This window comes from Microlunatus parietis (assembly GCF_013407955.1).
Lineage (GTDB): Bacteria > Actinomycetota > Actinomycetes > Propionibacteriales > Propionibacteriaceae > Microlunatus > Microlunatus parietis.
This window is the reverse complement of the sequence record NZ_JACCBU010000001.1, coordinates 5,507,546-5,532,847: the sequence shown is the minus strand read 5'-3', so window position 1 is coordinate 5,532,847 and position 25,302 is coordinate 5,507,546. Positions and strand designations below refer to the sequence as shown.

Here is a 25,302-nt window from a genome sequence, read left to right as displayed (position 1 = left end):
GGTCAGTCGATCACCCGGAGTTCGCCGTACCGGGCCAGTCGCGGCGCCGGATCCGTACCGGAGAAGGCGGAGTCGAGGAAGTCGGCGCTGGCGCCGGCGGTGATCGCGAGCCCGTCGGTCCGACCCAGCGAGCCGACCAGACCGGGCAACGGCGGCAGGTAGAGTGGCGCGTCGGTGAAGGTCAGGTGCGCGGCGCCCGGGACCATGATCAGATAGCCGGCCGCGCGGCTGCGGCGCAGTGCGTCGGCCAACCGGTCCTGGTAGTCGGCGGTCTCCTCGCCGGCCGGCTGGTGCCGCAGTGCGAGCACCGGTTGCGGGTACGGGTCCGGACTGGGGTCCCGCGGATAGCCGTCGAGAGCGATCACCGCCCGGAACGCCGGATCGAGGCGGGCCGCGAGCAGGGCCGCGGCCCCGCCCAGCGAATGCCCGGCCACGGCGACTCGGTCCGGGTCCAGCCGACCGGCCAGCGGGCCCGCCGGATCGGCCAGCCGCTCCCGGACGAAGCTCAGATCCGCGGCCCGGACCTCGGTCGAGCGGAGCGCCCGGCGCTCGTCCTCGGCGTCGTCGCCGGTCGCGGCCACGGTCGAGGTGATCACCCGGCCGTCGGCCAGGTGGACCGCCGCCGAGTCGTACGGGTGGTCCAGGGCCGCGACGACGTAGCCGCGGGAGGCCAGTTCCTCGGCCCAGGCCGTGCTCTGGGTCCGGACCGCGCCCAGACCGGGCGAGAACAGCACCACCGGGAACCGCCGGGCGACCGGCTCGGCGTCTTGACGGGCGCGGGACCGGGCGCGGGCGGGCCCGTCGAGCAGGAACGCCGGCAGACCGTACTGGTCCGCCACCGCCGCCGCCACACTGCCGGCCTCCGCTGCCGTACGGCCGAGGAGCTGGGCCCGGGGCCGGTCCGAGGGCAGCGCCGGGAACCAGAGTTGGGCGACGACGACCCGGCGATCGGCCGGCCGGGCTCCGGCCGGGCCGAGTCGGTCCACTGGACGACCCTGGTGCCCACCGGGTACGGACCCGTCGGCACCGGCAGCCGGGGCACCGGCAGCACGACCGCGAGCACCACGCCGGCCCCGGCCAGGCCGACCACGACGCCGGTGCCGAGCCCGGCGGTCCAGCGGCGCCCCGTCCCGGCGGGCCGGCCGCGGCGGGCCCGGACCAGCGCCACGAGCGTGCCGGGCAGGACCAGCAGGAACGCGGCCAGCACCGGGATCAACACCCAGCGCGGCCCGGCGAGCAGGATCCCCGCCAGGGCCAGGACCGCGCCACCCAGTGCCGCGATCCGCATTCCGGTCCGGGAACGCTCCGGGCAGCCAGCGGCCGAATGCCAGCGCCAGCACGGCCAGCACGGCGAGCAGCTCGGGAACGGACAACGAGATCAGCGGCAGCGGCTCCAGCACGCCCCGATCCTGGTCCGCCCGCGAACCCGGGACGACCGGCCAAGGTCTCGACCCGGTTACGACCTCGGTCCGGACCTCGGCCCGAAAGCGTCCAGTCCGTCAGGGCCCTCATGATCCGGCGCGATCGCCCGAGGCTTGCCGCAGGATCTCTCGTCGTCCGCGGGCCCGCCTCGTCGAGCGGACGCCTTGACCCGTGCCGAGCCGTTCCGAGGCGGTCAAGGAGTCCGCTCGAGGTCGGGTGAGACCCGGGCTGTGAGCGATCTTGCGGTGGTGGCGGCGGGCGGACCGGGTTCAGCTTCGACACGCTCAGGGAACGTTGCGATTCCTGACCGAGCCGAAGGAGCCCCGCCCACCGCTTATGAGGGCTCGAACCCGGGCGCGGGCACCGGACCCGCCCGGCAATGCGTCGGCCCCCGGGCCCGGGCCGCCTTCCCCTCACCCCGACCTGGGCCTGGCACCGTGGGATCACCATCACCGCCGCCGCCTCTCCGACCGCCCGCACCAGAGCCGGGTGGCATCACGGCATCCGCGCCGGCCCGGCTCACCAGTCCATGTCGTGCATTGCCGCGCGTCGTTTGGCGCGAGCAGGCAAGCTGGATCACCCGGAAGAACCGGACCCAAGGAGCACCACGTGTCCAGCAGCATCTCCCCCGCCGGCCAGTCCCCGGTCCGCACCGGAGCCGCGAACATCGTCCGGTCCGCCTTCGTCATGGGCGGCCTGCTGGCACTGCTGTGGGTGCTGGAGGGATTCGACTCGCTGCTCGGCGGCCAGTTGGACGGGTACGGCATTCACGCTCAGGAACTGGACGGACTGCCCGGCATCTTCGCCGCTCCGCTGCTGCACGGCGGCTGGACTCACCTGATCAGCAACTCGGTGCCGTTCTTCGTGCTCGGCCTGCTGGTCCTGCTCGGCGGGGTGGCCCGCTGGATCTGGTCCAGCCTGATCTCGATCGTCACGTCCGGCCTGGCCGCCTGGCTGCTCACCCCCGTCAACACGGTGATCATCGGCGCCAGCGGCCTGATCTTCGGCTGGCTGACGTACCTGCTGGCGCGGGGGCTGTGGTCCCGCAAGCCCGGCCAGGTCGTCATCGCGGCCGCCGTCCTGCTGTTCTACGGCGGCCTCATCGTCGGCGTGCTGCCCGGCGCCGCCGGTGTGTCCTGGCAGGCACACCTCGGTGGCGCCGTCGGCGGCGTCCTGGCCGCCTGGCTACTGCACCGCCGCCGCTGACAGGAACGCCGCGTGGAGCCGCGGGTCGCCGGTCAGTTCCGGATGGAACGAGGTGGCCCACAGATTCCCCTGGCGGACCGCGACCGGGTGGCCCTGGTAGCTGGCCAGCACCTCGACACCGGGCCCGACCCGCTCCACCCACGGTGCCCGGATGAACACCGCCCGGAACGGATCGTCCAGCCCGCGCACGTCGAGGTCCGCCTCGAACGAGTCGACCTGCCGGCCGAACGCGTTCCGCCGGGTCACCATGTCGATCCCGCCCAGCGTCCGCTGGTCCTCGGTGCCGCCGACGATCCTGTCGGCCAGCATGATCATTCCGGCGCAGGTGCCGAGCACCGGCAGCCCGTCCTTGATCGCCGCCCGCAGCTCGTCGTACAACTCGAACACGACCAGCAGCTTGCCGATCGTCGTGGATTCGCCGCCGGGAATGATCAAGCCGGCCAGGCCGGTCAGCTCCCGGGCCCGCCGCACCGGTCGCGTCTCGCCGCCCGCTCGACCGATCAGCCGCGCGTGCTCGGCGACGTCGCCCTGCAGGGCCAGGACGCCGATCATGGCCTCAGCAACCGCGTACGGCCGCGGGCGCGGCACCGGTGATCATGGGCCCAGCCTAACCGGGCCCCACGGTTCAGAAGCCCAGGTCCCGCAGCCAGGCCAGCACCTCGTCCTCGCGCTGCCCGGCGCGGTCGGAGGACCACGGCCCGAGCTCCCTCGTGTCCACCACGGCGCCGTCGCGCAGGTAGATGATCCGGTCGGCGCGGGCCGCTACGCCGGGGTCGTGGGTCACCATGACGATCGTGGTGCCGTCCCGGTGCACCTCCGTGAATGCGTCCATCACCTCGACCGACATGCTGCTGTTCAGCGCGCCGGTCGGCTCGTCCGCGAACACCACCGACGGCCCGCCCGCCAGGGCCCGGCAGATCGAGGCGCGCTGCAGCTGGCCGCCGGACACCTGGGTGATGCCGTGGTCCTTGATGTGGGCGATCCCGAACCGCTCCATCAGCGCGTCGACGCGGGCGATCGCGGCCTCCCGGCCCTCCTTCGGTGCCGCCTTGAGCGCGGGCAGCAGGATGTTGTCCCGGACGTCCAGATTGCTCAGGAAGTGCGGCTGCTGGAACACGAAACCCATCCGGGTCAGCCGGACGTCGCTCATCTCGGCGTCGCCGAGCGAGGTCAGCTCCCGCCCGTCCAGCAGCACCTTCCCGGCGGTGGGCCGGTCCATCCCGCTGATCGAGTAGAGCAGCGTCGACTTCCCCGAGCCGGATGCGCCCATGACGACCAGGAACTCGCCGGTCCGGACGGCCAGGTCGACGCCGCGCAACACCTCCGTCGGCGGGTCGGTGGAAAAGTACGTCTTGCCCAGATCCCGTGACTCCAGGGTCGCGGTCGCCTGATCCATCGCTGGTCCCTTCACTCTCGTACCCACTGGCTCTTGTCGGCCTTCCGAATCCCGGCGGTCAGCAGAGCGACGCCGAGCAGGCCCGCCCCGAGCAGCAGCACCGGGTAAAGCAGGTACACGAGCCACGGATTCGGGATGAACGTCAGATCGGTGATGCCGAGCCGGGCGGCGGCCAGCCCGGCGCTGGTCAGCGACTGCCCAGCGGTGGCCGCGAACACCAGGCCCGCCGCCGTCCCCGCCGCGACCACGAGCAGCGTCTTCAGCCGCACCTGCCCGACCAGCTCCCGGACCGAGAACCCGATCGCCGACAGCACGCCGAGCTTCGACCGGTCCCGGGTCAGCCGCAGCTTGAGGAACAGGCTCGTGATCAGGATCGCCACGCCGAGCCCGAACACCAGCGCGATCCAGGCCGCGCCGCGCAGCGAGTCGATCAGCACCCCGAGCGTCTCCCGGAGGTACTCCTGGGTCGGCTTCACGCCCGCCGTCGGGAACAGTTGGTCGTACTCGTCGGCGACCCCGGCCGGATCCCCGCCGCCGGCCAGGTCCGCGTAGACCGTGTAGGCCGACGCGCCCTCGCTCACCCGGCCGGGCAGCTTGGCGGTCTGCCCGCCGTCGGTGAGGTCCTGGTAGATCCCGCTGACCCGCACCGGGGTGACCCGGCCGCCGTCACGCAGGGTCAGCTCGTCGCCGACGCTCACCTGGAACCGGGCCGCGTTCAGGATCGAGAGCGCGATCTGCCCGTCCCGCGGCAGGCCGCCCGCGCTGAACCGGATCGCGCTGTCGGAGTGATCACCGACCTCGGCCCGCAGTCTGGCCCGGCCACCCGCGGCGTCGGCGGTGTAGTCGACGTAGGCGTAGGCCCGTACATCGGTGAGGCGGTCGTCGGCCGCCATCGCCGCCAGCAGCCGGTCCTTGATCCCGTCGACGTCGTCCTGGAACTGTACGTCGGCCCGCAGGTCCCGCTCCGGCGCACCCAGATAGGTGACGAACCGCGGGTTCTCGAACGTGCTGACCAGGTTCGCCGGCAGCGTGATCAACACCGCGGTCAGGGCGAACACGACCGGCAGCAGCGCCCACGCCCGGCCCTCGGCGCGCAGGTCCAGCACGGCCAGCCGCCGGTTGACGCCCGCGCCGAACGCCGAAGCCAACCCGGTACGGCGCACCCAGCGCGCCTGCCGCCGGGCCCGGCGGGCGGTCTCCTTCTCGTCCAGCGTGCTGCCGTGCACGAGCGCGTTCACGACCTCGATCCGGCGGACCGCACGGAGCACGCCCCGGCAGATCCCGACGACGATCAGGAAGACCGCGGCGAGCGCGATCAGCGGCACCAGGAACGTCCAGATCCCGACCGGCGCCTGGGCGTAGCTGGTCTGGATGCCCTGCGTCAGCGCGTTCGCCGCGACGACGGCGAGCAGTCCGCCGACCACGCAGCCGGCCAGCGTCAGCAGCGCGTACTTCGTCAGGTAGAGCCCGGAGATCACCCGGTCCGGGATGCCGATCGCCTTCAGCGCACCGATCTCGTGCACGTCGTCCTCCAGCGTTCCGCGGATGACGAAGCGCAGGTTGATCAACGCGATCATGATCAGGACCAGGCTGACGAACACCAGCGCGAACGCGACCAGGCCGTCGCTGATCATGCTCACGATCCGCAGCTGCGGGCCGGTGATCACCTGGCCGTTGGTCGGCAGCCCGCCGGCGTTCTCGTACGCGGCCTGCAGCGCGTTCGGGTCGCCGCCGGGCACCAGCCGGTACTCGACGATGATCTCCAGCGCGGCGCCGCCGGCCCGGCTGAGCGCCCCGAAGTCCGCGGAGTTGATCAAGAAGCGGGACGACGGCGACAGCGAGGCCGCCATCTGCGAGTCGCGGATCGAGCCCTGCACCCGGAGCGGGTGGGATCCGGAATCGGTCCGGATCGTCAGCACGTCGCCGGCCCGGAGGCCGTACTGCTGCTGGTACAGGACCGGCACGAACACCTCGCCGGCCGCCGGCTGGACGACCGCCCCGGTCTGGTCGACCAGGAAGTCGAACTCGGCGTTCTGGGTCACGAAGAGGTTGTCGATCCGGCTGGCGGCGAGGTCCCCGCTCTCACCGGTGGCCGGCCGCTGCCAGGTCAGGGCCGTGCTGTCGTAGCCGAGCATCTCCTCGAGCAGCCAGGCGTCGAGCTGCGCCACATGGTCCGCCGCGAACCGCTCCAGCGCCGCGAGGTCGTACTCGCCCTTGTGCATCTGCAGGAAGTCCGGCGGCCTGCCCTGCTCGGCCAGCCGGCTGACGGAACCAGCCAGCCTTTCGATCACCATCGACCCGGTGGCCATCAGGAACGCACTCAAGATCAAGATCACCACGAGAGTGGCGTTGATGCCTTTGTTCCTGATCAGGTCGTTGTACGCGTACCGGAGGTAGAGCCGTTCCCCGTTCTTCACCGTGAAGCTCCGCATCCGTTGTGATCTGCGTGAGGACGGCTCCATCCTGACCCGGATGTCCGGCCGTGGGAGTTGGGTTCGTCCCCGGCTCACCCCTGGGCCGGCCACGCCCCGTCCCCGACCGTCGGTCGCGCCTTTCCCCGGGATCGCTCACTCGGCACCCTTGAGCGCGTCGCTCATGGCGATCTTGGCCAGCTTGCGCCCGGACAGCCGCTTGGTGATCTCGTACACTCCGAAGATCACCACGAAGCTGATCACGACATGCCACGGATTCACCGTCATCGGAATCAGCATGTTGAGCGTCTCGGCCACGATCCCGAAGAGCAGATTCGCGAAGGCGAGCATCGCGGGGAACCCGAGCAGGATGCCGACGACCACCGCCGGTGTCGCACTGTTCAAGATCAACCTCGCGAGTTCGCGCCGGCGGTAGCCGAGCACCGTGAACAGCGCAACGGTTCGGTGGCTCTCCTCGATGATCAAGGACGTGACGAGGAACAAGATCACGACCGCGATCAGCACCGCGAGGGCCGACACCGATCCCATGATCAGCGACGTCGGTGCGCCGACCTGTTCGAACGCGGCGGGATCGCGGGTGTCGAGGACGCCGGCGAGCTTCGACTCGTCGAGTTCCAGCTCCCGGCTCGCCAGGACGGTACGGTAGCTGCCCGCCGGCTGGCCGGTCAGCCGGTTGAACTCGGCCAGCGGCATGGTGACGAACTGCTCGCCGTAGGCCTCGACGATCCCGTCGATCCGCAGGCTGTAGGTCGCGCCGTCGAGCTGGCTCGCCATCGGCAGGGTGTCCCCCACCCCGAGCTTCAGCCGGGTCGCCAGCGGCTCGGTGATGTTGACCTGGTTCCGCGGCAGCGGGGCACCACGGGTGTCGTTCAGCTTCATGCCGACCGAATCCGGCAGCATGCCGGTCAGGTAGAAGCCGACCGCCTCGCGCCCCTCCGGGTGCACCCGGACCGTGTTGTACGGTTCCGCTCCGGCCGGGACCGGCGCGTCCTTCAGGTTCTGCACCTCGGTGAAGTTGTATTCGATCTTGTAGTGGTACCGGTTCAGGGCACCGCGTTCGGTGACGACGTCCATCGAGTGGCCGTACGTCAGCCCGAACAGCATGATCATCGAGGCGGCGGCCACACCGAGCACCAGGAACAGCAGGCGCGGGATGCTGCGGACCTGCTCGCGGATCCGGAAGGCGGTGCCGAACCGGAACCGGTCCAGCCGGAGCGCCCGCTCCAGCGCGGTCACCTTGCCGGACTTCTCGCCGCCCTTCATCAGTTCGGCAGCGGGCTTGCGGAGGATCCGGCGGATCGCCAGCGCGCTCGCCGTACCGATCAAGATCACGGGCGCGAGCAGCGCGATCGCCAGATCGTGCGGCGCGAAGTGCAGCCCGGTGTCCGGCAGGTTGTACGAGGCGAGCATGGTGCCGACCACCGGCCCGACGCAGGGCAGCGCCAGCAGCGTCCCGGCCAGACTGCCGGTCAGCGTGATCAGCACCGGCACGGCCAGATAGTGCCGGGTCAGCTCGCCGCGCCGGTAGCCGAGGGCGTACAGGCTGCCGACGATCACACTGTCGGACTTGACGGCCCGGGTGATCATCACGCCGACGATCACGGAGCCGAGGACGAAGAAGGCGCCCGCGACCGGCAGGCTCATCGACTGCATGCTCGAGATGTTTCCCCACGGCATGGTGATCCGCTGGTTGTGCTCGGCCGCGGTCCACTCGGACAGCCGGTGCCCGTCGCCGGCCAACCGATTCCGCAGCGCGGTCGTCTGGGCCTCGATCCGGTCCCGATCAACGAAACGGACGCTGTACGTCGTCGTCGCCGCCCCGGTGGCCGGCGGCAGCGCCTCGAGGTCGGCCCGGGCCGCGACGCCGACGCCGAAACCCGCGGTGGGCAGCACGTCGTACAGACCCTTCAGCGGATACACGTAGTTCGGCACGGCCACCGTGCCGACGACGGTGAACGTCCGGCCGTCGAGGGTGAGCGGCTCCCCGAGCTTCAGCCCGTGGGTCTGCAGGAAGCGCGGATCGACCAGCAGGTCCCCCGGCTCGGCGAGAGCCCGGCCCGCGGTGACCTGGGCGAGATTGATCTTGGTCCCGGCGCTGAGCAACCGAAGCTCCCCCGCCGGCAGCCGGACGTCGTGGCGCAGCGTGGCCTCGATCGTCGCACCGGTCTCGCGCTCCCAGGCGGCGATGTCGAGCGGCCGGTCGGTGCTGAAGGTGAGGTCCTCCTGCTGGTTCCGGTCGGCGAACCCGACCACCATCCGCTCCAGGCTGCCGGCCACCCCGGTCGCTGCCGTGAAGTAGAAGCTGCCCAGCAGGATCAGGATCGCGATGCCGACATAGCGGCCCTTGTGCTCGCGCAGCAGCCGCCCGATGCGGCGGTTCAGGGCGCTCACCACTGGATCCGTTCGGCAGGCACCGGCTGATCATGGTGCGTGACGTCCTCGACCTGGCCGTCGCGCATCCGGAAGACGGAGTGCGTCATGTCGGCGATCGCGGAGTTGTGGGTGATCATCAGGATCGTCGTACCGAACTCGGCATTGACCCGCTGGAGCAGGGCCAGCACGCCGAGCGAGGTCTCCACGTCGAGCGCCCCGGTCGGCTCGTCGCAGAGCAGCAGTCGAGGGCTCTTCACGATCGCCCGGGCGATCGCGACCCGCTGCTGCTCACCGCCGGACAACTCGCACGGGAACCGGTCCTTCTTGTCGGCGAGCCCGACCGCGGCGAGCACGTCGTCGGTCTGCAGCGGCTTCTCGCTGATGTTCGAGACCACCTCGACGTTCTCGCCCGCCGTCAGGTTCGGCACCAGGTTGTAGAACTGGAAGACGAAGCCGACCCTGGTCCGGCGGTACTCCAGAAGTTGATCATCGGTGAAGTCGGAGAGCCGCTCGCCGTCCACCTCGACCGTGCCGCCGTCGGCACGATCGATGCCGCCGACGATGTTCATCAGGGTCGATTTCCCGGATCCGGAGGGACCGAGGATGACCCCGATCCGGTGCCGTTCGAGCTCGAGGTCGGTGCCGCGCAGCACCGGAGTGACGACCCCCGTGCCGTAGCTCTTCCGCAGTCCCGCGACGGCCAGGAACCTGCCGCCGTCCGTCGTGTTCCGCAGGCCGGTCGCCGCGGTCGCCGAAGTTGTCATGACCCCAACGATCGAGCCGGTGCCTGTCACCCACCTGACACGACCCTGACACCGCCCCGGCAGTCCGCTTCGGGTCGGTCAGACAGAGCCTGCGCAACTGTCGCAGGCCGGTGGAACCATTGCCCTCGTGGACGATGCCGACCCGAAACCGACCGCGTCGGTGTACGTCGACGGCTTCAATCTGTACCGGCGCCTGCTGGAGGGCCACCCACAGCACAAATGGCTCGATCTTGAAGCTCTTGCGGACCGAGTGCTGCCGGATTATCAGGTCAGTTCGATCTCCTACTTCACCGCGATCATCAAGGCGCTCCCAGGCAAGGACCCCAGTTCCCCGCAGCGCCAACAGGCCTACCTACGAGCGCTGGCCACCCTGCCCCGGACCGAGATCTACCGTGGCAAGTTCCGCATCGACCCTCGGGTCATGCCGCTGCATCCGACGGTCCTGGATGCCGACGGTGAACCCAAGCGCGTCAAGGTCAAGAAGACCGAGGAGAAGGGATCCGATGTCGCGCTGGCGAGCAGGCTGCTCATCGACGCCATGAAGGGCGTTGCCGACGTCTACGTCGTGTGTACGAATGACTCCGACCTCGTCATGCCGATGCGCCTCGCCCAGGAGGAACTCGGTCGTCAGGTCGGCCTGCTGTCGCCCATGGAGCCGAAGCGCGCCAGCAACGAACTGAAGCAGACGGGCCCGATCTGGCACCGGCAGATCACCCCTGAGGACCTGGCCGCCTGCCAACTGCCGGACCAACTGAAGGACGCCCGAGGCACGATCCGGAGGCCCGAGAAATGGGCCGGAAATTCCGAGAGCCCCGCCGAAGCGGGGCTCTCTAACCAGGAGCCGAAGCCACCTGGGGGTGTATATGCACCTTAGCGCGGTCTGCCGGTTAAGTCAGCATGGTCGCCTTCGGGCGTCACCAGCCGCGCTGATCCTGAGCCGCTGGCGTCCCGCGTTCGCGGGGATGCCGGCCGAGACCCTGATCCGCAAGCACCAGGACGGCTACCACGCCGCCCTTCAGGCGTCCCGCGAGCCCGAGATCGATGCAGCCGTCTTCATCGACTACATGTTCGACGTGATCACGGAATCCCTCACGGCCTACGCGAAACGCGCCAAGGCCGACGCCACCCGCGTCGGCGACACCGTCGACGAGAGCACGGGCATCGACGACGCCGTGCGCGCCCTCCTCCGCAGGCAGCATCGCCCGCGAGGCCAAGGCCCCACGCACGATCGAGCGCCACCTCGCCCGGATGAAGGCCGACGGCCGCGTCCGCCGCGAAGGCTCAGCCAGGGCCGGGCGGTGGATCGTCATCGACGAGGCGTGACGCGGAGACCCGCTCGGCATCTCCGACACCATCCCCGCCAGGTGTCGGAAAACCTGTCGGAGAAGTCGCGGCCCTGCGTCTGGGCCGTCGACGTCGAGCCGCCGCCCAGGCGGATCCGCACCTTCTAGAACCGCACGACCTCGCGGTCTCGAAGCTGGCGGCCGGTCGTGACTAGCAGGCTCGTCAAGATCGTTTCCGGTTCGGCCTCGATCAGGTCGGGCTCGACCTCGACGACCCCACCAGCTCGCCCGGAGGTTCATGAATTGCGGCTGGTGCAGCCGCGTTCTCCGCCGCCTGAGCGAACTGCTCCAGAGCATCCTTGGTTGAGCTCCCGGGTCACAAGTCCACGACCCGCCGGAGGCCGACATCGATCGCATCCATCAAGCTGTCCGGCAGTTCCACGCCGATGTCTTCGAGGTCGGTGCGATCCACGGTCATCGGCTGTGAGACGTTGACGACCGAGTCCTTCGGCAGTCCGGACGCCGACGCCGGGAGGAACACATTGCCCGGATGTCTGGCCAGGGCTGTGTTCGACGTGATCGGCAGAACGACCACAGTGGAGATTCGCGATGAGTTGTACCGATCGGACTGAACAATGACGGCCGGTCGCCGCTTGGCCGGAGCGCTGCCCTTGGGTTCACCGAAGTCCACCCAGCACACCCCACCGCGCTGGATCACCACTCGTCAGACACGACCAGGCGGGTGTTCGCCGCACGACGCAGGTCGGCGGACTCGTCACCCGGCTGCCCGACGGCGTCGATGGCATCATCGATCTGCGCCGTCAACTCTGCATCGGCCAGATCCTCCGCATACTGCTCGGCAGCACGCCGGTAGAACTCCGACCGCGTCATACCGTGCCGCCGCGCGATGCGGTCGAAGCGCGCGGCCGCCTGGTCCGGGAGACTGATCGCCGTCTTCATACACCAGATGGTATAACTTTTCCTACCGCCACTCCAGAGTCGCCGGCCATGTGCTCCATCGCCCAGATCGAAGGACGATGGGACAGATGTTCTGTTGAGAAGAGGCGAATTCGATGGCACCGAGGGCGACCCTCAAAGAGTCCATGCACAACTACCTCCGCGGCGCGCGAGCCGGGATGTTGGCGAGGATCGACGGTCTCCGTGAGTACGACCGCCGTCGGCCGATGACACCGACCGGAACAAACCTGCTCGGGCTGGTGAAGCATCTCACCTTCTACGAGTCCTACTACTTGGGCAGCGTGTTCGGCCGAGAACCGGAGTGGACGCTGCCCTGGATCGAAGACGACTCCATCTGGCAGGGCGCCGACCTGTGGGCGACACCCGATGAGACCACCACCTACTTACTCGACCACTACCACGCTGCGTGCACCCACGCCGACAGCACCATCGCGGAACTTGATCTTGGTGCGCCCACGACCGTGCCGTGGTGGCAGGAAGCCAAGCGGGACACGACGTTGGGCGTCTTGATGACCCACATGATCGCCGAAACCAGCCAGCACCTCGGGCACGCCGACATCATCCGTGAACTGATCGACGGCAGGACTGCGTCCGACCCCGCGGAGATGGGCGATGCGGAGTGGTGGCAGACGTACCACCGCAAGATCACCAGTGCGGCAGATACGTTCCGTGATCACCCGTCCTGACCCTGCGGAAGTCGCCGACCAGGATTCATCTCCGACACCATCACCGCCACCTGTCGGAGAAGTCACCAGCCTCTCAACGGGTTGACCATCCCCACAAAAGGGCAAATGTTTACAGGAAGTTCGAGCAGCTTGTAGACAATTGCCCATCTCGTGCGGTTCCCTGTAACTGCGGCGACTACTCCCCTGTAGGCCTTAGCCGCGGCCACCCCCGACGTGAGGACCGCTCATGCCGTCATACCCGCCCCCACCCGACAAACCCTTATCCCGCCGGCTGTTCGTCGGCGCCGGCGCCGCGCTCGGCGTCACCGCGATCGCCGGCACCCCCACAGCCACCGCTGCCACCAGGATCGACCGGGCCGTCGGCGTCGCCCGGCTCGGCGACACCGTGCACATCCTCGGCCGCACCCGCGGCGGCTGGGTCCGCGTCGGCGCCGACGGATCGGCCCGGCCGACCCGCGGGCTCGGCGCCGCCGAACTCAACAGCCTGTCCGCGGCCGGCGGCGTGCTGCTGGCCGTCGGCGCGGACCGCACCGTACCGGCGGTCTGGGAATCCACCGATGGCGTGTCGTGGCGGCAGGCCACCCGACTCGACGGCGTCGACGGGCACCTCACCGCCAGCGGCGCGTACGGCGGCGTTGCGCTCGCCGTCGGCGCGCAGCTGACCCTCGAACGCGCGCCGCGGAAGCGCATCGTGCTGCGCCGCACCGAACGCGGCTGGGCGACGGTGCCCACGCGTGGTCTCGAGTACACCGACGAGTTCACCGCGACGGCCGTCGGCGGCGACGCCTCAGGCTGGGTCCTGTCCACGGTCGATGCGAGCGGCAGCCTGCTGGCTCGCTCTGCCGACGGTCTCGGGTGGACACCGGACACCCGACTCGTCGATACGGCCGTGAAGTCCTTCGACGCCGGGACCTGGGTCGCCAACGCCATGGCAGGTTCCGCCGGGTTGACCGGCCCGCGGCGTTCGCTGGCCCGGTCCGGTGGGCAGGCCGTCGGCCTGCTCGACGACCGGTCGTACTGGCTCGCCGACGGCCGCATCGTCACGGCGAAGGTCTGAGGGGGCGGGAGACATGATCAGCTTCAGCAACATCGACGGCACGCCGGTCTACTACTGGCGCTCGAACCGTGGCAACACCACGCCGCGGACGTGGAACTGCACGCAGTCGTTCTACGACCGGCTCGTGGTGTGGATCCGCGACCTGCGCAGCCAGTCCGAGGCGTACGGCAGCGTGAGCTACCTGGTGTCGGCCGGCTTCTACGTCAACAAGGCGGGCCAGCACGGTGCCGGCACCGCCATGGACCTCGACCACGTGCGGTGGTCGAACGGCACCACCAGCTCGCCGCTGGACCAGGCCCACGCGTCCGGCACCCAGTCGATCCGCCGCCGCTACCTGGCGGTGGACGCATCGTGCCGCCGCCGATTCCGGTACGTGCTCGACGGGTGGTACAACTCGGCGCACGCGGACCACATCCACGCCGATTTCGGCGACCTGCCGCCGCGGTGCGTGAAGGCCGCGTCAAGCGACTGCAAGTTCGTCCAGGCCATGTGCAACAACTTCATCGGTTCCAACCTGGTGGTCGACGGCGACTGGGGTCCGCTGACCCAGAGCGCGTTCGACACGGCGAAGTCGCGACTGGGAGTGACCGGAGACCCGCACACGACCAGCAGCGTGTGGATGTCCATGATGTGGGCCGTCGCGACGCACGGGTTCGCGAATCAGGCGTTCTGACCACGATCGCCTGGCCGTCATCGGGACCGTGGACTATCCGTCCGCCCTGCGCGGCCGGATAGTCCACAACGTCACTGCCTCGATCACCAGCCGCGCTCGGCCAGCCGGTGCGGCTCCGCAACCTCTTCCACGTTGATCCCGACCATCGCCTCGCCGAGCCCGCGGGACACCTTGGCGAGCACGTCCGGATCGTCGTAGAACGTCGTCGCCTTGACGATCGCGGCGGCGCGCTGGGCCGGGTTGCCGGACTTGAAGATGCCGGAGCCGACGAAGACGCCCTCGGCGCCCAGCTGCATCATCATCGCCGCGTCGGCGGGGGTCGCGATGCCACCGGCCGTGAACAGGACCACCGGCAGCTTGCCGGTCCGGGCCACCTCGGCGACCAGGTCGTACGGCGCCTGGAGCTCCTTGGCCGCGACGTACAACTCGTCGGGTGGCAGGCTCTGCAGGCGGCGCAGCTCGTCGCGGATCTGGCGCATGTGGGTGGTCGCGTTGGACACGTCGCCGGTGCCGGCCTCGCCCTTCGACCTGATCATGGCCGCGCCCTCGGTGATCCGGCGCAGCGCCTCGCCCAGGTTGGTCGCGCCACAGACGAACGGCACGGTGAACTGCCACTTGTCGATGTGGTGCGCGTAGTCGGCCGGGGTCAGCACCTCGGACTCGTCGATGTAGTCGACGCCGAGCGCCTGCAGCACCTGCGCCTCGACGAAGTGCCCGATCCGAGCCTTCGCCATCACCGGAATCGAGACCGCGGCGATGATGCCGTCGATCAGGTCCGGGTCGCTCATCCGTGCCACGCCGCCCTGCGCCCTGATGTCGGCGGGTACACGCTCCAGCGCCATCACCGCCACCGCGCCGGCGTCCTCCGCGATCTTGGCCTGGTCGGCCGTGACGACGTCCATGATCACGCCGCCCTTGAGCATCTCGGCCATGCCGCGCTTGACCCGCAGCGTGCCCGTGGGGGCCTCGTGTGCTGCAGTCATCGTCGTTCCTCCCTCTCCCCAGCGCTTCGGCCGGGGAACGGGAGCAACGTACCTCCTTCAGCCCGCCGATCCACCTTTGCCCTTCGACAGGCTCAGGGCGCGGGAAGGATCAGGCTGCGCGGCGGGAGAACCGGCGGTGCTTCTTGAGCGAGACCAGTCGGCCGGACGGCTGGACCTGCCGGTAGAGCCCCTCGAACGCGTCCAGGGTGGCGCCGATGCTGTGCTTCTCGACGATCTTCCGGCTGGCCGCGCCCATCCGGCGGCGCAGGGCCGGGTCGGCGATCAGGCTGAGCAGCCGGTCGGACAGCTCGTCGATGTTGCCGGGCGTGAACAGCCAGCCGTTCTCGCCCGGGTGCACCAGGTGCGGCAGCGCGACGGCGTCGGCGGCGACGACCGGCTTGCCGGCCGACATCGCCTCCAGGGTGACGATGCTCTGCAGCTCCGAGACGCCGGGCATGCAGAACACCGAGGCCCGGCCGTACGCCCGCAACAGCTCGTCGTCGTCCACGAAGCCGAGGAACCTGACCCGGTCGCCGAGCCCGAGCCGGCCCGCCAGCGACTCCAGGGAGGCCCGCCGGTCGCCGTTGCCCACGATCTCCAGCCGCACCGGCCGGTCCAGCGGGAACCGGGCGACGGCCTTGATCAACTGGTCGACGTGCTTCTCCGCGTCCAGCCGGCCCACGAACAGGATGGTCGGCGTCATCGGGGCGGCGGCCGCCTGGGTGGCCCGCCAGTACTTGTCGGTCTCGATGCCGCAGGAGATCGCCCGGGCACCGGTGATCACGGTGTTGTCCTGCATCACCTGGACCGCGAGCGGCGTCGGCGCGGTGATCGCGTCGGCCCGGCTGAACACGCGGCCGAGGTCGTTCCAGCACCAGCGCGACACGGGGCCGTACAGGGCCTTCGGCAGCGGCAGGTAGCCCAGCACGTTGCCCGGCATGAAGTGGTTGGTCGCGATCGAGGGGACGCCCTGGCGGGCGGCCCACCGGAGCACGCCGCGACCGACCAGCATGTGCGACTGCGAGTGCACGACCTCCGGCTGCAGGTCCCGGATCAGCCGGTCGATCGCCGGCAGCGCCTGCCAGGGGGTGCAGATCCGGAGGCTCTCGTGCAGCGGGTAGCGGTAGGACCTGATCCGGTGCTCGGTCACGCCGTCGACGACCCGGGTGGTGGGCGGACCGTCGACCGACGGGCACACGACGTGGACCTCGTGGCCACGCGCCGCGAGGCCGTTCGCCAGGGTGTGGGTGAAGGTGGAGGCACCGTTGACGTTGGGCGGATAGGTGTCAGCGCCAAGCAGGATTTTCATCGAGTGTCCTCTTCGGGTCGTTGTCGCCCGGTGCGGGCGACGGCATGCCGATCGACTGATCGCGCAGGCCGAGTTCGGTGGCGGCGTCCGGTGCTCCGGTGCCGATTTCCCCGCGCGGACCGCTGGTACCCGCATCGCGGTCCCCGTCCTGGTCCTGCTGCTTCTTGGCGTCGGGATGATGCCGGGCGAGTACGAACACGCCGACCGTGGCGACCACGGCCGCGGCGGCCATCCCGAGCCCGGTCAGCGGATCCATGTCCCTGCCTTCGCCGAGCAACATCAGCCCGATGAGTACGGCGACGAAGGGGTCGGTCACCGTGACACAGGCGAGCACGACCTCCGGCGAGCCGACCGTGTAGGCCTGCTGCACCAGGGTGCCGCCGACCGCGGCCGCGGCGATGATGCCGAGCAACGTACCGATGACGACCGGCTGGGTGATCCGGGTGATGTCGCCGGCGATGAGCTGCGACAGGGCCCGCATGCCCGCCGCGACCAGGCCGAACGCCGCCGCCCCGCCGAACGCGCAGCCGAGCGCCCGGACCCAGCCCTGATTGACCTTGGCGACCATGATCGCGGCGCCGACCAGCAGGCCGACCAGGACCCCGGCCAGCACCAGGGTCTCGCCGGTCAGCGGCACCGAGGTCGCCTTGCCCGCAGTGAGCCAGACGAACGCTGCCGTACCGACGACCGAGATGGCGATCCCGGCCACCACGCCACGGGTCGCGTGCTCGTGGCCGCGGCGGGCGGCGACGATCACGGCGAGCGGCACGCCGAGGACGCCGATCGGCTGGACCACCGAGACCGGCGCCAGGATCAGCGCGACCACGTGCAGGCCCGCGCCGAGCGCGATCAGGGCAAGCCCGGCCAGCCAGCGCCGCTGGCGGAGCAACGCGAGCATGCCGCGCAGGCCGAGGGTGGCGTTCTCACCGTTCGGAGTCGAAATGGTGCGGCGGACGGCGTCGTGCTGCAGGATCGCGCCGAACGCGAAGCAGGCGGCGTCGCACACGGCGATGCCGACCGCGAGAAGGGTCAACAGGCTGTTCGGCGTCACGACGGTTCGCCAACTCGTTCCATCGACCCCGTCCGTCCCACAGGGATCACCCGGCCGGCCGGGTCAAACCGTTCCACAGGGCCCATGCGTAGCACAGGTAGGTGGCGCGCAAGCGGCGCCACACCCACCCGGCCACCGGGCAATGCGGTACTCACGGCCCCGACACTAACGATCCGTGGCCCATCACCCAACCTCCCGGAGCCGGGGTGCCCATCACGGTTTGGCACAGCACGGTTTGGCGCAGCAGGGTTCGGCACGGCTCAACCCTCGCAGTTGCCGCGCGCCATCTCCATCAGGCTGTCTACCGATCTTGCGGTAGGGGTAGCCCTACTGGGGCGGGATCAGGACTCAGGGCCGGGTACGCCATGGGTATGACCCGCGAAGACGCCGATCGCCTCGGCCGCCCGGGCCGGCGCCTCGTAGTGGATCAGGTGCCCGACGCCCTCGGCCACCACCAGGTCCGCCCGCGGGAACCGGTCGGCCAGGATCCGCTGCCGGTCCAGCGCGGTGATGTCGTCGACCTCGCCGGCGATCAGCAGCACCGGCAGGTCGAGTTCGGCGGCGAACTGGCTGACGTCCGACGACACCGACGCCCGGAACGACTCCAGCACGACGTCGCGGTCGGCGAAGGCGCCGAAGTACCGCCGATGTTGATCATGGATCCAGCGGCGCAGCGCGGGATCCTTCGTCTTCGCCATCACCTCGCTGAGCAGCCGGGTGATCGCCCGGCTGCGCAGCAGCGGCAGCCCGACCGGCGCCGGCAGCCTCGCGCCGAGCCAGTAGTAGCCGACCGCCAGCCGGCTGAGGATCCCGCGCGGGCCGCTCAGGGCCGGGGCTCCGATCGGGTTGATCAGGACGGCGCGTTCGGCCGCCAGCCCGCCGGCCAGGGCGGCCGAGACGATGATCGAACCGAACGAGTGGCCGACCATGATCACCGGCCGGCCGCCGGCCACCGCGGCGGTGAAGGCGGTCAGCCAGGCGGCGTAGCCGGCCAGGTCGTGCGGCCGGTCCGGGAACGGTTCGGAGATGCCGAAGCCGGGCAGGTCCGGTGCCACGATCCGGTACGGTCCGCCGGCCGCGGCCAGCTCCTCGGCGATCCGGGCGAGGCCGTGATGATCACCGCGGAAGCCGTGCACCAAGATCACCACGGGGCCGCCGGGGACCCCTTCCGCATACGTGAAGCAGTCGGTACGGCAGCCCGCCACCTCGACCGTCTGGTGGTGGGGCTCGATCACGGGGGCGACTCTACCCGCGCGGCGCCGGGACGAGAGGATAGGTTGAGGGCACGCCACGAGGGGGTGATCACCGTGCGCCGACCGAGATCTGGATCAGCCGGCGCGGTGCTGGTGCTGGCCGGCGTCGTCGGCCTGATGGCACTGATCGCCGCGGGGGTCGGCGGTCCGTGGACCGTGGTCGACCGGTGGGGCCTGATCTTCGGCACCCCGGCGCCGATGTCGCGGCCGCCGCAGCCGATCAGCAACCCGTTCGCCAGCGCGACACCGCCGCCGCGGGACCGGCAGCCTCCGCCGGACCTGAGCTGGCTGGACAACGTCCTGCTCACCCTCGCCATCGTCGCCGGCGTGACCGTCCTCGGCTTCGTCGCCTGGCTGATCTGGCGCCGGTTCCGCGCGCTGCGGCCCGACCTGGAGGACGAGCCGGTGCCGATCGGGGCGGGCCTGGCCCAGGTCCAGGTCGAGCCGGAACTGCCGGTGCTGCGCCGCGGCGCCGCGGCCGCGGCCCGGCTGCTGGACCGGATCGCCGACCCGAACGACGCGATCATCCGGGCCTGGCTGGCGCTCGAGGAGGCCGCCGAGGCGTCCGGGGTGCCCCGGGAGCGGTCCGAGACGCCGACCGAGTTCACCGTCGACGTGCTGGACCGGACGCCCGCGCCGCCGGAGCCGGTCCGCCGGCTGCTCAAGCTCTACCTCGCGGCCCGGTTCGGCTCGACACCGGCCACCGCCGAGGACGTACGGGATGCCAAGCGGGCCCTGTTCGCGCTGGCCGAGCACTGGACCGCCGCCGACGACGCGGTGGAACGGATCAGCCGCGGCGGCAGCCCGGGCAGTGCGGGCAGCCCGGGCAGCGCGGACCGGGAGCGCGACCGGTGAACCCGGCGGAACTGCGGGCCACGGTGATCGGTGTCCTGGTCGTCGCGGCGATTCTCGGCGGCGGGGCCTGGCTGGTCGGGCTGGATCCGCTGAAGTGCCTGCTGATCGCCGTCGCGGTCGCCCTGTTCGGATCGTTCCGGCTGTTCACCGAGTTCGGCGACAACGCCGGCTGGCCGGAGCCGAACGACCGCGGCCGGGACCGCGGCGCCCGGCGGGAGGTGGCCCGGCTGTCCTGGACGCTGCAGGGCCACGCCTCCCAGGTGGACGCCCGGTCCGGCCGCCGGCTCCGTACCCTCGCGGCGGAGACGCTGGCCGAGCACGGCCTGGACCTGACCCGGGACGAGGACCAGGAGCGCTGCCGCGCGCTGCTCGGCGACCGGGCCTATCGAACCTTGGCGGCGGACCGGCCGCACTACGACGAGTTCGTCGCCGTGCTGAACCGGCTCGAGCAGCTGCTTGCCGTACCGCAACGAGAAGGAGTACTGCATTGAATGACGGCGCGGGGTTGAACGACGATCGGACGTTGGAGGTCGCCGAGGTCGCCCGGCTGGGTGAACAGGTCATGGCGGAGGTGGGGACCGTCGTCGTCGGCATGCGGACGGCGCTGCGAACGGCGTTGGCCGCGGTGCTGGCCGGCGGCCACGTGCTCTTCGAGGACGTACCCGGGCTGGGCAAGACGCTCGCCGCGCGCAGCCTGGCCACGGCGCTCGGGCTGGAGTTCCGCCGGCTCCAGTGCACGCCGGACCTGCTGCCGGCCGACATCACCGGGTCATACGTGTTCGATCCGGCGGCGTCGGCGTTCGAGTTCCGGCCGGGGCCGGTCTTCACCGGCCTGCTGCTGGCCGACGAGATCAACCGGACCGCACCGAAGACCCAGTCGGCGCTGCTGGAGGCGATGGCCGAGCGGCAGGTCACCGTCGAGGGCGTCAGCCACCGGCTGCAGCCGCCGTTCCACGTCATGGCCACCTCCAACCCGGTCGAGTACGAGGGCACCTATCCCCTGCCGGAGGCGCAGTTGGACCGCTTCATGGTCCGGCTCGCGGTCGGCTACCCGGACCCGGAGGCCGAGGTCGACGTACTGCAGCGGCGGCTGGAGCGGCAGCGCGAGGAGGCGAACGTCAAGGCGGTCGTCGACGCCGCCACGGTGCTGGCGATGCAGGCCGGGACCGAGCGGGTCGAACTGGACCGCGACGTGGTCCGCTACTGCGTCGACCTGGCCGCCGCGACCCGGACCCACCCGGGCGTCGAGGTCGGCTGTTCACCGCGCGGGTCGCTGGCCCTGATGCTGGTCGCCCGCGGCATCGCGGTGCTCGACGGGCGTGGCTACGTCACCCCGGAGGACGTCAAGGAGATCGCGGTCAGCGCCCTGGCGCACCGGCTGACGCTGAACCCGCAGGCCTGGGCGACCGGGCTGCAGGCCGGCGACGTGATCAAGACCCTGCTCGGCCAGGTCGCCGCGCCGCCGAGCCTGCGCGGAGCCGCCCAGCCGGCCGGCCGATGACCGTACTCTCCCGCGACGACCCGCCCGCGCGCGAGCGAGCGCGCCCGGCGCCGACCCTGCCGCCGCGGCTCAGCCTTGCGGCCGGACTGAGCCTGCCGGTGGCCGTGGGTTTGATCATGCTCGCCCTGCTGGCCGGGCGGCCGGACCTGGTCACGTTCGCCCTGCCGGTGGTGCTGTTCGTGCTCTGGGGCTGGCTCGGCCGTCCCGCTTCCCCGGGCCGGCTGGAGTTGCGGGCGGATGATCAACAACCGGCGCCGGGCGTGATCCCGGCCCGGATGATCATGGAACCGGCCGGAGAGTTGATCATGGTCCGGGTGAACGCGCCCGGCCACCGGCCGCGCGAGGCCGTCCTGGACGCGCTTCGGCTCGAAGATCATGATCATGGTGTCGGCATCGCCATGGAGACGGTACGGACCGGGCGGCGGGACCTGTTCTGGGTGGAGTGGTACGAGGCCGGTGCCGCGGGTGTGACCCGGACCGAGCCGGAGCAGGTCGGGCCGGTCGCGATCACCGTACTGCCCGGGCTGCAGCGGCTGTCCCTGGTGCCGCTGCCGTTCCGGCTGCAGGGCCTGACCGGGCCGCACAGCTGGCGCCGGGCCGGCGACGGCGGCGAATTGCACGACGTCCGGCCGTTCGCCCCGGGCGACCGGCTGCGCCGGATCGACTGGCGGGTCACCGCCCGGCGCGCCGCCGACCGGACCGGGGGCCGGGGCCCGGCCCAGCTGACCGAGCTGTACGTCCGCCGGACATATGCCACCGCCGACGCCTGCGTGATGCTGGTGCTGGACTCGCGGGACGAGATCGGTCCCGTGGTGAGCAGCTGGGGCGACGCGACCGAGGTCCGGGAGGACCAGGCCACCTCGCTGGACATCGCCCGGGTCGCCGCCCTGTCGATCGCGGACCGCTACCTGTCCGGCGGTGACCGGGTCGGACTGGAGGACCTGGGCCGGATGCAACGCCCGGTCCGCCCGGCCGGCGGCCAGCACCAGGCCCGCCGGCTCGCCCTGCACCTGGCCCTGGCCGCGCCGCTCGGCGAGCCCGGCCGGCGGGAACGGGTGCCGCGGCTGCCGTCCGGCTCGATGATCGTGCTCTGCTCGACGTTCCTCGACGACGACGTGGCCCGGATCGCGGTCGACTGGCACCGGACCGGGCACCGGGTGGTCGCGGTCGACGTCCTGCCCCGGCCGGTGACCCGGGACCTGGGCGATCGCGGCCGGACCGCGTACCGGATGATCATGCTGGAGCGGGTGCTGCGATTCCGCGGCCTGGCCCGGGCCGGGATCGAGCTGGTCCGCTGGGATCCGCGGCCGGCCGGGGCCGAGTTGGGCGGTTCGGCCGGCGAGCCCGTACCGGCGGACGCGGCGCTGACGGCGCTGAGCCGGATCAGGCGGCGGCGATGAACTCACCGCGCAACGTCGGCAGCCGGGTCCGGACCCGGCTGACCCGGTCGGCCCGCGGCCGGCTGGAGCCGTGGCGGGAGCGCGGGGTCCGGCTGCTCTGGGCGCTGCGGATCAACCGGCCCGAGTCGCAGCGGCCGCTGCCGCTGGTCCAGGTGGACGTGAAGAATCCGGTGCCCGGCTGGGCGCTGCGCCTGGCCGGCCTCGGCCTCGGCACCGCCTGCCTGCTGCTGCTCTGGCCGGCGCTGCCGCTGCTGGTGCTGACGGCGGCCATGCTGCTGCTCTGGCTGCTCCGGCCGGGCGGGGTCGCCGTCGCCGCGTACACCGCCCTGATCGGGATCGGGGTCCTGGTACAGCCCGATCCCTGGGCGCCGGCCGGTTTCGTCGCCACCGCCCTCGTGCATCTGCTGGTGGCCCTGTCCTGCCTGCTCGGCTCGGCCGGCTGGTCGGCCCGCTTCGAGGCCTCGACCCTGCGCCCGCTGCTGCTGCGCTGGCTGGTGATCCAGGCCGGCGTCCAGGCGTTCGGCCTGCTCGGCCGCTGGATCGGCACCCTGCAACTGGCCCTGCCGGCACTGCCCCTGCTCGCCGGTGCCGTCCTGGTCGGCTTCGCCGTCTGGCTGTTCCCGCGGATCGCCGGCCGACAGGACGGGCCGCGACGGTCGTGACCAAGACGACAAACTGACCAACTGACTGATTTGGTCAGTTTGCCTAGTCTTGGATCATGACCAGCTCAGCAGGCACCTCGCGACCCACCTCCGCCCGTCGCCGCGCCCTCGTTGTCGGCGCCGGGATCTCCGGCCTCTCCGCCGCCACCGCCCTGCACAGCGCCGGCTGGGACCCGGTGATCGTGGAGCGTTCCGAGGCTCGGCGGCGGGGCGGCTACTTCATCGCCATGTACGGCTGCGGCCGGATCGCCGCGGAACGGATCGGGCTGAAGGGGATCCGCAACCGGATGACGACGAGCGGGACGTACCAGGTCGACCGGCAGGGGCGGCGGCGGGCGGCGCTCGGCTTCCAGGACCTGCCGGGCGGGCCGTGGATGATGCTGCGCGGCGACGTGGAACAGGCCGCGTTCGAGGCTCTGCCGGCCACTGTCGAGCTCAGGTTCGACACCTCGCCGACCGGGCTCGACCAGGACGCCGACGGTGCCACGGTGACCCTGTACGACAGCCGGAACGAGCGCTCGACGACCGAACGCTTCGATCTCGTGGTCGGCGCCGACGGCCTGCGCTCGACCGTACGCAAGCTCGCCTGGGGGCCTGACGAGGACTACCTGCGCCCGCTCGGTTTCATGATCACCGCGTTCGAGCTGCCCGAGGCGCTGCCCGGGCTGCCGTCGCAGGACGGGGCCATCCTCTCCGAGCCGGGCCGGTCGTTCTGGGTGTTCCCGTTCGCCGACCACCCGCCCACCGTGCTGTTCTCGTACCAGACCGACGATGTCGCCGCCGAACGCGCCCGGGCCAAGGCGGTCGGGTGGCCGGCCGGCTCCGCGAGCTCTACGGACCCGAGCCGCCCGGCGACCTGATGGAGGCGGCGCTGCGGCACCTGGAGCGGGCCGACGAGTTCCTGTTCGACTCGGTCGAGCACGCCCGGGTGGACCGCTGGCACCAGGGCCGGGTGGTGCTGGTCGGCGACTCCGCGTGGTGTCCGACCCTGTACTCCGGGATGGGCGCGACCTCGGGCCTGGCCGGCGCCGACCTGCTCGGCCTGATGCTGCGGCGGCACCCGGACGACCTGGAGACCGCGCTGACCGAGTGGGAACGCAAGCTCCGCCCGGCGATCGCCGACTTCCAGGAGTCGGCCTTCCCGATGCGGCGGATCTTCACCCAGACGTCGGCCCAGGAGCAGCGGCGGCACAACCGCACGCTCGGCCTCCGTAAGCTGATGTTCCGCTTTCCGCCCGTGATCCACCTGCTGTCGCGGACCAGGCACTTCCGGTTGCGCAACAGCGACCTGGCCGCCTGAGGAGCCGATGACCGACCCAGCACCCGAAACCCCGGCACCCGGCCGGCGCAGTGCCCGCGCCGCCACGATCCTCGACGCCGCGCGGCAACTGATCCTGCGGCAGGGGTTCAAGGCGGTCACGATGGCCTCGGTCGCGCAGCACGCCCATGTCGGCAAGGGCACCGCGTACCAGTACTGGCGGACCAAGGAGGACCTGTTCCTCGAGTTGATCGCCGGTGAGCTCGCCGACGTCCTGACCGAGCTCGCCGAACAGGTCCGGGCCGCTCCGCCGGTCGCCCAGCCGGACCTGCTCTGCGCGACCGTGACCAGGTCCTGGCTGACCCGGCCGCTGGTCCGTGCGCTGCAGACCTCCGACGACGTGCTGCTGGGCGGGCTGCTCGACCAGCCCGGGGCCCGCGACCTGGTCACGACGCACGGTGCCGGCCCGATCCTGCGTGACCTGCTACCCCTCTGGAGGACGTACGAGGTCGTCCGGACCGACTGGTCCGCGCAGCAGCAGGCGGACGCCGTCGCGCTGCTGGTGATCGGCTACTTCAAGGTCGCCGACCTCGGCCCGCAGCCGGAGGCCGAACTGGAGCAGACGTTGCAGCTCGCCATCCGCGGCATGCTGCAACTCCGGGAGCCGGACCGGGCGGACCGGGTCCGACTGGCCGAGGAGGTGGCCGCGGTGCTCACCGCGCACGCCGACCTGGTCCGCGCCGCGGTGAACTGAAGGCGG

Annotated in this window: 27 protein-coding genes; 15 read left to right on the top strand and 12 right to left on the bottom strand. The window is 71.1% G+C overall.

The features are described from left to right. Nucleotides 1-2 precede the first annotated feature (2 nt). Nucleotides 3-986 carry an alpha/beta hydrolase family protein gene (locus tag BKA15_RS26670; RefSeq protein WP_179756089.1) on the bottom strand — a complete coding sequence of 328 codons (984 nt, stop codon included), beginning with the start codon at nt 984-986 and terminating at the stop codon, nt 3-5. On the opposite strand from BKA15_RS26670, the gene BKA15_RS26665 reads away from it, so the two are divergent. Together BKA15_RS26665 and BKA15_RS26660 are read left to right on the top strand one after the other, a co-directional pair. Continuing rightward, entirely contained in the window at nt 927-1,514 is a 588-nt protein-coding gene (locus tag BKA15_RS26665) for a hypothetical protein (protein ID WP_179756087.1), read from the top strand. The genes BKA15_RS26670 and BKA15_RS26665 overlap by 60 nt on opposite strands. A gap of 595 nt (nt 1,515-2,109) precedes the next feature. After that, a complete protein-coding gene (locus BKA15_RS26660; protein ID WP_179758726.1) occupies nt 2,110-2,628 on the top strand; it encodes a rhomboid family intramembrane serine protease in 519 nt (172 codons plus the stop codon). Here BKA15_RS26660 and pdxT read toward each other — a convergent pair. The 5 genes from pdxT to BKA15_RS26635 form a co-directional block, all read right to left on the bottom strand. Beyond that, complete coding sequence (gene pdxT, locus BKA15_RS26655; protein ID WP_376766816.1) at nt 2,608-3,216, bottom strand: pyridoxal 5'-phosphate synthase glutaminase subunit PdxT; 609 nt, start codon at nt 3,214-3,216, stop codon at nt 2,608-2,610. The two genes, BKA15_RS26660 and pdxT, sit on opposite strands and share 21 nt — an antisense overlap. A gap of 37 nt (nt 3,217-3,253) precedes the next feature. Next, nucleotides 3,254-4,024: an ABC transporter ATP-binding protein gene (locus tag BKA15_RS26650; RefSeq protein ID WP_179756085.1), complete on the bottom strand. Its 771-nt coding sequence runs from the start codon at nt 4,022-4,024 to the stop codon at nt 3,254-3,256. Nucleotides 4,025-4,035: 11 nt separating this feature from the next. Next, a complete protein-coding gene (locus tag BKA15_RS26645) occupies nt 4,036-6,456 on the bottom strand; it encodes an ABC transporter permease (protein ID WP_179756083.1) in 2,421 nt (806 codons plus the stop codon). A gap of 135 nt (nt 6,457-6,591) precedes the next feature. After that, nucleotides 6,592-8,847, bottom strand: coding sequence for an ABC transporter permease (locus BKA15_RS26640; protein ID WP_179756081.1), 2,256 nt, complete (start codon nt 8,845-8,847; stop codon nt 6,592-6,594). Then, a complete protein-coding gene (locus BKA15_RS26635) occupies nt 8,844-9,593 on the bottom strand; it encodes an ABC transporter ATP-binding protein (RefSeq protein ID WP_179756079.1) in 750 nt (249 codons plus the stop codon). The genes BKA15_RS26640 and BKA15_RS26635 overlap by 4 nt, the downstream gene beginning before the upstream one ends. Nucleotides 9,594-9,720: 127 nt before the next feature. On the opposite strand from BKA15_RS26635, the gene BKA15_RS26630 reads away from it, so the two are divergent. Further along, nucleotides 9,721-10,467: an NYN domain-containing protein gene (locus BKA15_RS26630; RefSeq protein WP_179756077.1), complete on the top strand. Its 747-nt coding sequence runs from the start codon at nt 9,721-9,723 to the stop codon at nt 10,465-10,467. Nucleotides 10,468-10,555: 88 nt separating this feature from the next. Then, on the top strand, nt 10,556-11,044 hold the full coding sequence (locus BKA15_RS26625; protein ID WP_179756074.1) for a hypothetical protein: 489 nt from the start codon (nt 10,556-10,558) through the stop codon (nt 11,042-11,044). Nucleotides 11,045-11,252: 208 nt separating this feature from the next. On the opposite strand, the gene BKA15_RS26620 is transcribed toward BKA15_RS26625, so the two are convergent. Together BKA15_RS26620 and BKA15_RS26615 are read right to left on the bottom strand one after the other, a co-directional pair. Beyond that, complete coding sequence (locus BKA15_RS26620; protein WP_312879712.1) at nt 11,253-11,576, bottom strand: type II toxin-antitoxin system PemK/MazF family toxin; 324 nt, start codon at nt 11,574-11,576, stop codon at nt 11,253-11,255. 14 nt (nt 11,577-11,590) lie between these two features. Continuing rightward, nucleotides 11,591-11,836 (bottom strand): ribbon-helix-helix protein, CopG family, encoded by a 246-nt coding sequence (locus BKA15_RS26615; protein WP_179756068.1) that lies wholly within the window; start codon nt 11,834-11,836, stop codon nt 11,591-11,593. A 143-nt stretch (nt 11,837-11,979) separates the two neighbouring features. Here BKA15_RS26615 and BKA15_RS26610 point away from each other — a divergent pair, with 143 nt between their 5' ends. From BKA15_RS26610 to BKA15_RS26600, 3 genes are all read left to right on the top strand, one after another. After that, nucleotides 11,980-12,540 (top strand): DinB family protein, encoded by a 561-nt coding sequence (locus BKA15_RS26610; RefSeq protein WP_246322429.1) that lies wholly within the window; start codon nt 11,980-11,982, stop codon nt 12,538-12,540. 226 nt (nt 12,541-12,766) lie between these two features. Next, nucleotides 12,767-13,597, top strand: a complete 831-nt coding sequence (locus BKA15_RS26605; protein ID WP_179756062.1) for a hypothetical protein — start codon at nt 12,767-12,769, stop codon at nt 13,595-13,597. Between the two features lie 13 nt (nt 13,598-13,610). Further along, nucleotides 13,611-14,270: an extensin family protein gene (locus tag BKA15_RS26600; protein WP_179756059.1), complete on the top strand. Its 660-nt coding sequence runs from the start codon at nt 13,611-13,613 to the stop codon at nt 14,268-14,270. Nucleotides 14,271-14,353: 83 nt separating this feature from the next. Here BKA15_RS26600 and pdxS read toward each other — a convergent pair whose 3' ends face one another. From pdxS to BKA15_RS26580, 4 genes are all read right to left on the bottom strand, one after another. Next, nucleotides 14,354-15,253 carry a pyridoxal 5'-phosphate synthase lyase subunit PdxS gene (pdxS, locus tag BKA15_RS26595; RefSeq protein ID WP_179756057.1) on the bottom strand — a complete coding sequence of 300 codons (900 nt, stop codon included), beginning with the start codon at nt 15,251-15,253 and terminating at the stop codon, nt 14,354-14,356. A gap of 109 nt (nt 15,254-15,362) precedes the next feature. Further along, entirely contained in the window at nt 15,363-16,562 is a 1,200-nt protein-coding gene (locus tag BKA15_RS26590; RefSeq protein WP_179756054.1) for a glycosyltransferase, read from the bottom strand. Continuing rightward, entirely contained in the window at nt 16,540-17,613 is a 1,074-nt protein-coding gene (locus tag BKA15_RS26585) for a DMT family transporter (RefSeq protein ID WP_179756051.1), read from the bottom strand. Before BKA15_RS26585 ends, BKA15_RS26590 begins: the two co-directional genes overlap by 23 nt. A gap of 341 nt (nt 17,614-17,954) precedes the next feature. After that, nucleotides 17,955-18,848, bottom strand: a complete 894-nt coding sequence (locus BKA15_RS26580) for an alpha/beta fold hydrolase (protein ID WP_179756049.1) — start codon at nt 18,846-18,848, stop codon at nt 17,955-17,957. A 72-nt stretch (nt 18,849-18,920) separates the two neighbouring features. Here BKA15_RS26580 and BKA15_RS26575 point away from each other — a divergent pair, with 72 nt between their 5' ends. From BKA15_RS26575 to BKA15_RS26540, 8 genes are read left to right on the top strand one after another with little or no spacing between them, the layout of a single operon-like run. Next, complete coding sequence (locus BKA15_RS26575) at nt 18,921-19,721, top strand: DUF4129 domain-containing protein (protein ID WP_179756046.1); 801 nt, start codon at nt 18,921-18,923, stop codon at nt 19,719-19,721. Then, the gene (locus tag BKA15_RS26570) at nt 19,718-20,212 is read left to right on the top strand and encodes a hypothetical protein (protein ID WP_179756044.1); all 495 of its coding nucleotides are present in this window, start codon (nt 19,718-19,720) and stop codon (nt 20,210-20,212) included. The genes BKA15_RS26575 and BKA15_RS26570 overlap by 4 nt, the downstream gene beginning before the upstream one ends. Next, nucleotides 20,209-21,222 carry an AAA family ATPase gene (locus BKA15_RS26565; protein WP_246322428.1) on the top strand — a complete coding sequence of 338 codons (1,014 nt, stop codon included), beginning with the start codon at nt 20,209-20,211 and terminating at the stop codon, nt 21,220-21,222. Before BKA15_RS26570 ends, BKA15_RS26565 begins: the two co-directional genes overlap by 4 nt. Next, on the top strand, nt 21,219-22,622 hold the full coding sequence (locus BKA15_RS26560; RefSeq protein WP_179756042.1) for a DUF58 domain-containing protein: 1,404 nt from the start codon (nt 21,219-21,221) through the stop codon (nt 22,620-22,622). The genes BKA15_RS26565 and BKA15_RS26560 overlap by 4 nt, the downstream gene beginning before the upstream one ends. After that, nucleotides 22,619-23,284: a hypothetical protein gene (locus tag BKA15_RS26555; RefSeq protein ID WP_179756040.1), complete on the top strand. Its 666-nt coding sequence runs from the start codon at nt 22,619-22,621 to the stop codon at nt 23,282-23,284. The genes BKA15_RS26560 and BKA15_RS26555 overlap by 4 nt, the downstream gene beginning before the upstream one ends. A 56-nt stretch (nt 23,285-23,340) precedes the next feature. Further along, the gene (locus BKA15_RS26550) at nt 23,341-24,144 is read left to right on the top strand and encodes an FAD-dependent monooxygenase (protein ID WP_179756037.1); all 804 of its coding nucleotides are present in this window, start codon (nt 23,341-23,343) and stop codon (nt 24,142-24,144) included. Further along, nucleotides 24,093-24,584: a Rossmann-fold NAD(P)-binding domain-containing protein gene (locus tag BKA15_RS26545; protein WP_179756036.1), complete on the top strand. Its 492-nt coding sequence runs from the start codon at nt 24,093-24,095 to the stop codon at nt 24,582-24,584. The genes BKA15_RS26550 and BKA15_RS26545 overlap by 52 nt, the downstream gene beginning before the upstream one ends. A gap of 7 nt (nt 24,585-24,591) precedes the next feature. Further along, nucleotides 24,592-25,296 (top strand): TetR/AcrR family transcriptional regulator, encoded by a 705-nt coding sequence (locus tag BKA15_RS26540; RefSeq protein ID WP_179756034.1) that lies wholly within the window; start codon nt 24,592-24,594, stop codon nt 25,294-25,296. Nucleotides 25,297-25,302: the final 6 nt, after the last annotated feature.